This is a genomic window from Parafannyhessea sp., from assembly GCF_051876455.1.
In the GTDB taxonomy this organism is placed as follows: domain Bacteria; phylum Actinomycetota; class Coriobacteriia; order Coriobacteriales; family Atopobiaceae; genus Parafannyhessea.
On record NZ_JBJEHW010000059.1, the window covers coordinates 7,557 to 17,763 of the forward strand.

A 10,207-nucleotide genomic window follows, 5' to 3' on the forward strand; every position below is an offset into this window, starting at 1 on the left:
GGGACGCGGGGCTTTCGGTCGTGGTTTCCGACTACGGGCGAAGGCTCAACCTCGACCACATGCGCGAGGTTCTGCCCGAGGGCTTTGTGCAGTGCGGCATCGCGGAGCAGAACCAGGTGGAGGTCGCGAGCGCGCTCGCCAACGAGGGGCTGACGGTGTTCGCGCCCGGCTACGCCACGTTCATCACGGGCCGCGTGTACGACCAGGTGCGCGTGAACCTGGGCATGATGAAGTCGCCGGTGGCACTGGTGGGCGTGGCGGCGGGCTGCGAGTCAGGCATGCTGGGCGCGAGCCACATGGCGCTGGAGGACATCGCCCTCATGCGGGCCATCCCCAACGTGGAGGTGTTCTGCCCCGCGGACAACGCGGAGCTCGCGAGTGTGCTGCGGCTGCTCGCGGTGCACCCGCGCCCGGCGTACGTGCGGGTCAACACGCTCGACGGCGCCAACCTGCACCCGGACGGCGTCACGGTGAGGCCCGGGGTGGCGGAGGAGCTCTTCTCGCCCGATGGCGTGCCGGACGTGAGCGTGATCGCCACGGGCACGATCGCGTCGCGCGCGGTCGCGGCGGCGCAAGAGCTCACGGCGGCGGGCGTGCCGACGGAGGCGCTGCTGATGCCCACGGTCAAGCCGCTGGACAATGCGCTGGTGGACGCCCTTGCGGCGGGCAGCCGCCGCCTGGTGGCGACGCTGGAGGAGCACAGCGTGGTGGGCGGCCTGGGCGGCGCCGTGGCGGAGCGGATGCTCCAGGCGGGCGGCGCGCCGGCGCTGCTGCGGCTGGGCATGCCGGACCGCTACCTCAATGCGGACACGCAGGAGTCGCTGCTGGAGCAGGCCGGGCTCACGGTCGAGGGCATCGTCGCGAGAGTGCGCGAGCGGCTGGACCGCTGCTAGGGTGCGCTCCGCGGCCGAATGCGGCCGAATGCGGCCGACCGCCGCCGAACCGCCGCTGGGGAAATTCTGACATTGTGCTTGCGTCGCCCTCATCAACCTTGCGTATGGTTGTCCCAGCAAGAGGGCCGGCGTGAGGACAGGTCATGGCGCGTGGCATCTGGAACTGGAACGATCCCATCCTGACCACGGATGCGGACGATTACGAGGCTGCCTTCGGGCGGGACACTCTTTCTGGCGGACGCCGGCCGTGCCTTCCGCTCGTGGCCTGCGCCGCGGGCATTGCCGTCATCACGATTCTTACCATCCGGGACAACGGAGCGGGTGGGATCGGCACCGTCGTCGGCACGATCGCGCTGCTTTCCATCGTCTGGGTCGTGTGGGTCTTCGTCTTCAACGTGGTGCTCGCGACCATGCGAGGGAGCTGGGGCAGGCATCCGATTGCCTGCGTCGTGGCTGCTGGGGTGTTCCTTGGGCTGGCGGGCTGGCCGCTTGTTCGCGGGTTGCTGGCGCTGCTGGCTCACGGCGACGTGGGGGCGCTCGTGTCCGCCGTGTTCAGCGCCGAGTTCGTGCTGGCGCCGCTGGCGACGGAGGTCGTGCTGAGGGGCCTGACCCTTGCGGGCGAGGTGCTGGGCCGCCTTATGAAGAGGTAGGGGGAGAGGGCCTTCCAGCCGCATGGTGCCAGGTGATGTGGGTGTGGCGTGTTTTGGACGCGGCTCCATTTCCGTCTTGCCCGAACTTTTTTTGGCCGCTTTGCACCAAAAGAGGGCTTGAGTGTACTTCTTAGTTCGGGAGTCTATGAATGAAGCAATCTGTCGACCAACTGAATGTCATTTAGACACGAAGGCATGCGTATAGTATCGCTCAACAGATCCTGAGCGCGATTGAGGCGCCTCCACGATCTCAGGATGGAACCTAAAGTACACTCAAACCTCTTCGAGGTGCACACAGCCAGAAAAGACTTCATGTCTAGCTAGGATGGAGTCCCGTTAATGGTGCCTAGGAGGTGCTTCGCGCCACGGTATGACGAACTTCCTTGGGCCTCCCCGTAACGCAAGGGGGCTTGTGCATGATTTGCGGTTCAAACTCTTATAGAAAGCGTCCATGGTTTGGCGTGGGCGTGCCTCTGGGTCATGCATATCCCCGCCTCCGTGGCACGGATGGAGGCTTTTGCGTGCCTATGCCCGCGGCGCGGTCTCATGGCAAGTCGCCAAAGCATGCACAAACCCATCCCCGTTACGCGCGGGCCAACATAACTTCGAACGGGATCAGGGTGGGGTCTCGTTAGTGCCGTTAGCAAGGCCTTTCGAGCGCAAACCGCCACGTCCGCACGCGCCGGCAGCGCATTCACACAAGCAAAAGAGCGCCCGTCGGTGCTGCTGGGCAGCTGCCGACGGGCGCTCGCGCGTGCGATGGTGCCCCCAACGAGACTCGAACTCGTGTTACCGCCTTGAAAGGGCGGTGTCCTAGGCCACTAGACGATGGGGACGCGGACTGCAGTATACCAGACGCGCGGGCCTTCCGCCCGCCTGGCGCGCCGCCTACCAGTCAAGTCCCGATTTATCCGCAAACGACTTGGCCGAGGCCAGCATGTCCGGCTGGTTCTGCACCCACGTCACGAGGTCGGGCACGTCCACGATGATGGGGTCGGCCTCGTGCACGGCGAGCGTCGCCTCGTCAAAGGTGTACGGCGAGGTGGCGGGCCTGTCGGGCAGGTAGGTGTCGACCATGACCGGGCGGAGAAGTGCGTAGACGCCTCCGTCGCAGAGCGAGTCGAACCCGCGGAGCGCGCGGCGGGCGGCACCCATGCGGCCGAGCTTGTAGAAGAGGATCACACGGCCGATCTGCACCCAGCTGTCACCGCGCCGGCCAAAGGCGGCGTCCAGCGCGTCGAAGCCGGGCTCGTCCTCGAGCCGCGCCAGCGCGAGCGCGCAGGTGTGGCGCGCGCCCAGGGCGTCCGAGGGCGACAGCGCGATGAGCTCCTGGCCGGTCTCGTTTGCCATGCGGTAGCGCGCGGAGTCCAGGCACGTGCGCGCGATGGCCGCCTTGAGCCGCAGCCGTCCGCGCGCGAGCACGTCCGTCCAGGCGTCGGCGGCAGGGTCCGTGCCGGCGGTCGCGGCGTCGGGATCGGTCGCGACGGCACCGGTCGGCGCGGCGGCGTCTGCGGGCGTCACGTCGCGCTCGACCTGCAGCAGCCTGTCGAGCAGCGGGTCCGGGTCCAGGTCCTCGGCCAGCGCGCGCAGCAGCATGGCGTCCACGCAGTCGGGGTCCAGGGCGAGCGCGCGATCGCACTCGCGGCGCATGCGGGCCAGGCGCTTCTCCCGCGTCTGGTAGAACTCGCCGTCGTCCAGCAGGTCGTCGTCCTCGCGGGCGGTGGACACGGCGTCCACGGCGTTGGCCACCACGAGGAAGGCCTCGTCCGCGTCGTCCTCCAGGAACTTCTTGGGGTCCTCGCGCACCGCGAGCAGCAGCTCGGCGTAGGCCGCGTCGGAAAGTCCCAGCTTGGCGCGGCGTCGCGCGGCCAGCCTCAGCACCAGCTCCTCGCGACCGTCCATCACGCCTGCCCCCCGTCGGGGCTGCCGGGACGGGCGTGCCCCGACTTTGCGCCCGCGCCCCTCTCGTACGCGCGGACCATGCGCACGTCGGCGGGGTCGAGCTCCTCCGCCCGGTCCGCGACCCAGGAGCCCAGCGCCCCGCGGTCGCTGCGGTCGCGGCCCTCTTGGAAGAGGACCGTGGCCTCGGACGTCGCCAGGATGAGCTCGTCCTCGCTGTAGGGCGGCACGGCCAGGCGGCTGAAGACGCCGTCGGGCAGCTCGTGCTGCAGGCTGAGCGTGGCCGCGGCGTGCGGGTAGGTGTCCAGTATGGTGCGCATGAGGCGCGTGGCCTCGTCGGGCAGGTGGCGGCTGTGCGCGATGGAGACGCGCGCGAGCAGCGTCCAGGCGTCGGCGCCCTCGTGGCGGCGCGGCACGCCGAGCGTGGCCGAGCGCGCGGCAAGCGCCTCGAGCCCGGCGGCGTCCTCAAGCTTGGCGTAGGCGAGCGCCGCGGTAAAGCGCACGTCGGCCATGTCCTGCGGGTCCGCCTCGAGCGCGCGCTCGCAGATCTTTAGGCACTGGCGGTTGCGGCCGCAGATGAGGGCCTTTTCCGCCTCCATGGCGAGCCACCGCAGGTAGGGGCGCATGGCGAGGTTGGCGCCCAGCTCGGCGCGCTCGCCATCGTCCACGGCCAGCGCGCGCTTGCGGCGCTCCTCGCAGCAGTCGCGCACGTCCTTCTCCACCTCGTGGAGGAAGTCGAAGTAGGCGTCAAAGCCCGCGACCTCGGACGCGCGCTTCATGCGCAGCGCGTCGGCGCAGCCCGGGTCGAGGGCCAGGGCCTCGTCCAGCAGGCGGTGGCCGCGCTCGATCAGGCGGTTGGCCTGCTCGTCATCCTCCGTAAAGGGAAGCTGGTAGTCGATGGCCATCGTGGCCTGTGCCACCAGGTGGAAGGCGCGGTCCTCGTCCGTCTGGGGGAGGCTGTCGTGGTCCTGCGCAAAGCGGTGGCCAAAGCTCGCGAAGGCACGCACGACCGAGCCCGCGTCCCCGCCGTCGAGCGAGCGGGCAAACTGCAGGCTGAGCCGCTGGTAGTCCTCGTCGTTTGGGTCAAATGCCACGGGCCGTGCGCTCCCTTCGTGCCGCGTGCGCCGTCAGTCAATCTGACAGAATCCTAGCCGAGTTTGCTGCCCCGCGCGAACCAAATGTGTGCCAATGGTGACGCGCCGCGGCGGGCGCACCGTATACTGGTGGGAGCCCGCGCGGGCGGGCCGCAACCGCGGCAGACAACTGCAAGACAGCGCACAAGACCAGGGGGTACGCCATGATCTGCACCGTGACACTCAACCCGTCCATCGACTACGTGGTGAGCCTCGACAACCTTGCGCTGGGCGAGGTCAACCGCGTCCGCACGGAGGACATGCTGCCCGGCGGCAAGGGCATCAACGTGTCCGTGGTGCTCAAGAACCTGGGCCAGCCCTCGCGCGCGCTGGGCTTCGTGGCGGGCTTCACGGGCGCGGAGGTCGAGCGCATGCTGGCTGAGCGCGGCGTGGACTGCGACTTCGTGCGCCTGGACCACGGCCGCACCCGCGTCAACGTCAAGGTGCACGCCCGCGAGGAGAGCGAGATCAACGGCATCGGCCCCGCGGTGGGGCAGGAGGACCTGGCCTCCCTGCTGCAGCGTCTTGACGGGCTGGGCGAGGGAGACTTCCTCGTGCTTGCCGGCAGCGTCCCCGCGACGGTGCCGCACGACGTGTACCAGCGCATGCTGGCGCGCGTGGCCGGCCGCGGCGTGCGCACGGTGGTGGACGCGGAGCTCGACCTGCTGCTGGACGCCCTGCCGTACGGGCCCTTCCTCATCAAGCCCAACAACCACGAGCTGGGCGCCATCTTTGGCCAGGAGGTCCGCACGCAGGACGAGGCCGTGCCGCTGGCCCGCCGCCTGCAGGAGCGCGGCGCCAGGAACGTGCTCGTCTCCATGGCGGGGGAGGGCGCGGTCCTCGTGAGCGAGAAGGGCGAGGTGCTCCGCTCGGCGGCGCCCCGTGGCAGCGTGGTGAACTCCGTGGGCGCCGGCGACTCCATGGTCGCCGGGTTCCTGTGCGGCTACATCGAGGGCGAGGGCGACCTGGCCCGGGCGCTCCGCATGGGCATCAGCACCGGCTCGGCCACGGCGTTCAAGGTGGACCTGGCCACGCGCGCGGAGGCCGAGGCGCTCATGGCGCAGCTGGGCTAGGGGCGCCGTCCCGGCCGGGCTCGGGCTCGGCCGCCGCGTCCTTCTCGCCCGCGTCGCCATCCGCCCCGCCGCGACCGTGCCGGAACTCCGTCGGCGTCATGCCAAAGCGCCGGCGGAACCTGCGGTTGAAGTACGAGAAGTTGTCGAACCCGCACGAGCGCGCGATGGCGCCCACGGGCTCGTCCGTCATCTCCAGGTGGTAGGCGGCCGCGGTGAGCCGGCACTCCGTCAGGTACTGGCTGAAGGTCTGGCCCATGTCGCGCTTGAACACGCGCATGAAGTGCGCCTTGCTGTAGCCTGCCAGCTGCGCGGCGTCCTCCACGCTGAGCGGCTCGGCGTAGTGCTGCTTCACCTCGCGCAGCACGTCGCGCACGCGCTCCGCGGAGGGGTCCGGCGCCTGCGGGGCGTCCTTCTGCCTAAAGGTGTACAGGGCGTCTAGCAGCAGGAACAGGCGGCTCTTCACCACCATGGAGTAGCCCGGCGCGCGCACGGCGCAGGCCGCGTCCGCCCCGTCGAGCGCCCAGCGCACGCGCTCGTAGAACTCCGTCCCCTCCGGCACGGGCCGCTCGAACGCGAGCTTGCCCTGGCGCAGCGGCTCTATCACGTGGCTGCGGCACCAGTCGTCCGGCTCCTGGCTGTCCAGGATCCCCAGGGAGAAGATGATGTTCTCGTACTCCATGCGCGAGCCGGGGTCGCCCTCGATGGAGTGCATCTCTCCGGGCAGGATCGGCACGATGGACCCGGCGTGCACGGGCTTGCGCGCAAAGTTGATCGCGACGGTGCCGCTGCCGCGCTTGACGTAGACGATCTCCATCTGGTCGTGCCAGTGGGTGGGCACGTGGTCAAAGTCCTGCGGGATGGTGCAGAGGTACGTGTTGTACGCAAAGCCCGGGACCTCGTGCAGGCCGCGCTCGCGGTAGTGCTCGTAGTCCTCAAAGCGCTCGCTCTTCTCGCCCGCGTCGCGCTCGTCCTTCTCGCCCATGCGCCCTCCCTTTGGCCTGCCTGCCGCCGCAGCCGCCGGCTTTTCCGCCGGTGCGCGCGCAATCTCCGCAAACGGTTGCAGCCTCAAAACGCGTCAGTCCGTTTGCGCGATGATGTCACTTTAGTGTTAATGGCTGCGCGTATGGTGCTAGATTCTAGCACCGTGGCGCAACTATAGTGCTTGTTAACGTCAGACATGACCTGAAGGGACGTTATCATGGCAACCAAGACCGTCGCCTCCTACGCGGGCAAGCCCATTTCCGAGTGCACCGACCTCGAGCTCTTCAACGCGCTGCTGCGCCTCACCGTCGACGCCGCGGCCGAGAAGGGCTACAACCAGGGCAAGAAGCGCCTGTACTACATTTCCGCCGAGTTCCTTATCGGCAAGCTGCTGAGCAACAACCTCATCAACCTCGGCCTGTACGAGCAGGTGCGCGCGGAGCTCGCGGAGTCCGGCCGCGACATCGCGGACATGGAGGAGTTCGAGAACGAGCCCTCCCTGGGCAACGGCGGCCTCGGCCGTCTTGCGGCCTGCTTCCTGGACTCCTGCGCAACGCTGGGCCTGCCCGCCTCCGGCGTGGGCCTCGCGTACCACTGCGGCCTCTTCAAGCAGAGCTTCGACAACAACAAGCAGTACGAGTCGCCCGACTACTGGCTCAGGTGGGGCCAGGAGAGCTGGATGCGCCGCACGCCCAAGCACTACACCGTCAACTTTGGCGACCTCTCCGTCACCTCGACCATGTACCAGCTCGACGTGACCGGCTACCACAGCAAGTGCGACACGCTCAACCTGTTTGACGTGGACACCGTGGACGAGCGCATCATCAGGAACCGCATCAACTTCGACAAGACGCAGGTCGCCAAGAACCTCACGCTCTTCCTGTACCCCGACGACTCCGACGAGGCCGGCCGCATCCTGCGCGTCTACCAGGAGTACTTCATGGTGAGCAACGCCGCCCAGCTCATGCTGGACGAGTGCGTTGAGCGCGGCAGCAACCTGCACGACCTCGCGGACTACGCCGCCGTGCAGATCAACGACACGCACCCCACCATGGTCATCCCCGAGCTGATCCGCCTGCTCGGCGAGCGCGGCATCGCCTTTGACGAGGCCATCCAGATCGTGCGCGACACCTGCGCCTACACCAACCACACCATCCTGGCCGAGGCGTTGGAGTGCTGGCCGCTCGACTACCTGCAGAAGGTCGTCCCGCAGCTCGTGCCCATCATCAAGCAGCTCGCAGATTACGTGGCCGAGAAGTACGACGAGCCGTTCGTGCAGATCATCGACAAGTGGAACAACGTCCACATGGCCAACATCGACATCCACTTCAGCCACTCCGTCAACGGCGTCGCGGCCCTGCACACCAAGATCCTGGAGGATTCCGAGCTCGCGCCGTTCTACAAGATCTATCCCCAGAAGTTCAACAACAAGACCAACGGCATCACGTTCCGCCGCTGGATGGTCGAGTGCAACCCCGGCCTCAACAAGCTGGTCAGCTCCAAGATCGGCGAGGGCTGGAAGACCAAGGCCGAGGAGCTGGAGGGCCTGCTCCCGCTCAAGGAGGACGATGACTTCCTGTCCCAGCTCGTGAGCGTCAAGGCGTCCAACAAGCGCGCCTTTGCCAAGTGGCTGCAGAAGCACCAGGGCGACGCCGTCGACCCCGACTCGATCTTCGACGTGCAGTCCAAGCGCCTGCACGAGTACAAGCGCCAGCAGCTCAACCTGCTCTGGATCATCCGCGAGTACCTGCGCATCAGCCAGCTGGACGATGAGGACGAGCTCCCCAAGCACAAGGTGACGGTCATCTTTGGCGCCAAGGCCGCACCCGCCTACACCATCGCCAAGGACATCATCCACGCAATCATCTGCCTGAGCAAGGTCATTGCGGCCGACCCGATCGCGAGCAAGTACCTGCAGGTCGTCATGATCGAGAACTACAACGTGACGGCCGCCGAGCGCCTGATCCCCGCGGCGGACATCTCCGAGCAGATCAGCCTCGCCTCCAAGGAGGCCTCCGGCACCTCCAACATGAAGTTCATGCTCAACGGCGCCGTGACGCTGGGCACCATGGACGGCGCCAACGTCGAGATCGCAGACCTGGTGGGCAAGGAGAACATCTACACCTTTGGCGAGAGCTCCGACGAGGTCATCGCCCGCTACAAGCGCGGCGACTACGACCCCAAGGCCTACTACAAGAAGGACAAGGAGCTCGCCGCCGCGGTCGACTTCCTCACGTCCGACGCGATGCTCGAGCAGGGCGACAAGGTCAACCTCACGCGCCTGCAGAACGAGCTCCTCAACAAGGACTGGTTCATGACGTTCCCGGACTTCGAGGACTACTGCAAGACCAAGAGCCAGGTCCTGAAGGACTACGAGGACCGCAAGGCCTGGGCGCGCAAGACCCTGGTGAACATCAGCAAGGCCGGGTTCTTCTCGTCCGACCGCACCATCGAGCAGTACGACAAGGACATCTGGCACCTCAGCTAGGCGCAAGACAGGCACCCCGCCGGCGCCGCCTCCCCCTTTCGGCGGCGTCGGCTCCTCCCATACGTGCAACGCGACGGCCGCATCCACCCGGGTGCGGCCGTCGCGTGTCGTGGGCCTATCTTGCGGTTGTCTTTACCGGGGGAGAAGAACGCGCGCCCGTGGCTTGTGGCGCGCCCCCGAGTGCGCCGCCCCTACGACTGGCGCTTGATTGCCAGGATCGTCTGCATGGCGCGGCAGAAGCCGTCCGTCGCGTCCTCCGCAGAGACGAAGGCGTTGCCGCAGTTGGCGAGCTCGGACTGGCTCTTGGGGTTGTCGATGCCGTTGCGCATCAGCAGGAACGTGCCGCAGTGCGGCGCCATCCTGCAGTCCGCGGGCGAGTCGCCGCAGCAGATGACCTCGGCCGGGTCCACGCCCAGCAGCTCGATGTAGCGCTTGGTCGCACTTCCCTTGTCCAGCCCGCGCGGCGTGATGTGGTACGTGTGCACGCCCTCGAGCGTCCCGTCCGGGTTGCGGGGCAGGATCGTCTGGCCAGATATGCGCGAGACAAAGCCGTTGTCCGCCAGGTAGAGCGGAAGCCCGCTCTGGTCCAGCATGGCCCGCGCCTCGTCCTCGATCACGGCGCCGCGCAAGGCAACCGTCACCTCGCGGTACTGGTAGCCAATGTTGTTGTCGTTATAGAGCTCCAGGCAGTCGTACCAGCGGTCGAGCATGCGCTGCACGGCGCCGGTCTGCATGATCAGGTCGTGCGGGGTCACGCCGCACGCGGGGTCGTACGGCATGTCCGCCGTAAAGTAGCGCCAGTCGCTCTCGCGACCCTCGTGCAGGCACAGGATGCCGCCCATCTCGCCTATCCAGCCTGGCATCCCAAGTATGCGCACGTCCTCGCGGATCATGGCGCGGTTGCGGCCGGTGCACGGGATTACGCTCACGCCGGCGCGGCGCAGGTCAACAAGGGTCTGGGCCAGCTCGATGGAGGGCGTTCCGTCCGTTGAGGCCAGCGCCTGGCCATGGCTCACCATCGTGTTGTCCGTGTCGGTTATGACATATTTGATGCGCGAGAAGCGCGCGGCCATGTCCTCGGGAACAAGGT

At 67.5% G+C, this 10,207-nt stretch carries 8 protein-coding genes and 1 tRNA gene; 4 read left to right on the forward strand and 5 right to left on the reverse strand.

The genetic code is table 11. The features are described 5' to 3' along the window. Positions 1 to 893 (forward strand): transketolase family protein (locus ACI38Z_RS02810; protein WP_439788666.1); only part of this gene is annotated, 893 nt, incomplete at its 5' end. 143 nt (positions 894 to 1,036) lie between these two features. Next, positions 1,037 to 1,543 carry a hypothetical protein gene (locus tag ACI38Z_RS02815; RefSeq protein ID WP_439788667.1) on the forward strand — a complete coding sequence of 169 codons (507 nt, stop codon included), beginning with the start codon at positions 1,037 to 1,039 and terminating at the stop codon, positions 1,541 to 1,543. A gap of 760 nt (positions 1,544 to 2,303) precedes the next feature. On the opposite strand, the gene ACI38Z_RS02820 is transcribed toward ACI38Z_RS02815, so the two are convergent. The 3 genes from ACI38Z_RS02820 to ACI38Z_RS02830 form a co-directional block, all read right to left on the reverse strand. Next, a tRNA-Glu gene (locus ACI38Z_RS02820) sits at positions 2,304 to 2,379 on the reverse strand. A gap of 52 nt (positions 2,380 to 2,431) precedes the next feature. Continuing rightward, entirely contained in the window at positions 2,432 to 3,445 is a 1,014-nt protein-coding gene (locus ACI38Z_RS02825; RefSeq protein ID WP_439788668.1) for a hypothetical protein, read from the reverse strand. Beyond that, positions 3,445 to 4,536 carry a response regulator receiver protein gene (locus ACI38Z_RS02830; protein ID WP_439788669.1) on the reverse strand — a complete coding sequence of 364 codons (1,092 nt, stop codon included), beginning with the start codon at positions 4,534 to 4,536 and terminating at the stop codon, positions 3,445 to 3,447. Before ACI38Z_RS02830 ends, ACI38Z_RS02825 begins: the two co-directional genes overlap by 1 nt. A 203-nt stretch (positions 4,537 to 4,739) precedes the next feature. Between ACI38Z_RS02830 and pfkB the strand changes: the two genes are divergently transcribed. Continuing rightward, positions 4,740 to 5,648 carry a 1-phosphofructokinase gene (gene pfkB, locus ACI38Z_RS02835; RefSeq protein WP_439788670.1) on the forward strand — a complete coding sequence of 303 codons (909 nt, stop codon included), beginning with the start codon at positions 4,740 to 4,742 and terminating at the stop codon, positions 5,646 to 5,648. Here the strand turns inward: pfkB and ACI38Z_RS02840 are convergent. Next, entirely contained in the window at positions 5,629 to 6,630 is a 1,002-nt protein-coding gene (locus ACI38Z_RS02840; protein WP_439788671.1) for an AraC family transcriptional regulator, read from the reverse strand. The genes pfkB and ACI38Z_RS02840 overlap by 20 nt on opposite strands. Positions 6,631 to 6,846: 216 nt before the next feature. On the opposite strand from ACI38Z_RS02840, the gene ACI38Z_RS02845 reads away from it, so the two are divergent. Next, complete coding sequence (locus ACI38Z_RS02845; RefSeq protein WP_439788672.1) at positions 6,847 to 9,117, forward strand: glycogen/starch/alpha-glucan phosphorylase; 2,271 nt, start codon at positions 6,847 to 6,849, stop codon at positions 9,115 to 9,117. A 191-nt stretch (positions 9,118 to 9,308) separates the two neighbouring features. On the opposite strand, the gene ACI38Z_RS02850 is transcribed toward ACI38Z_RS02845, so the two are convergent. After that, the coding region (locus ACI38Z_RS02850) for an HAD family hydrolase (protein WP_439788673.1) at positions 9,309 to 10,207 on the reverse strand (899 nt) is incomplete at its 5' end.

What these genes read in the sequence shown, in the direction of transcription:
- ACI38Z_RS02845 (WP_439788672.1), top strand. Translation starts at nt 6,847, where the DNA reads ATGGCAACCAAGACCGTCGCCTCCTACGCGGGCAAGCCCATTTCCGAG.
- pfkB (WP_439788670.1), top strand. Translation starts at nt 4,740, where the DNA reads ATGATCTGCACCGTGACACTCAACCCGTCCATCGACTACGTGGTGAGC.
- ACI38Z_RS02815 (WP_439788667.1), top strand. Translation starts at nt 1,037, where the DNA reads ATGGCGCGTGGCATCTGGAACTGGAACGATCCCATCCTGACCACGGAT.
- ACI38Z_RS02840 (WP_439788671.1), bottom strand. Translation starts at nt 6,630, where the DNA reads ATGGGCGAGAAGGACGAGCGCGACGCGGGCGAGAAGAGCGAGCGCTTT.
- ACI38Z_RS02825 (WP_439788668.1), bottom strand. Translation starts at nt 3,445, where the DNA reads ATGGACGGTCGCGAGGAGCTGGTGCTGAGGCTGGCCGCGCGACGCCGC.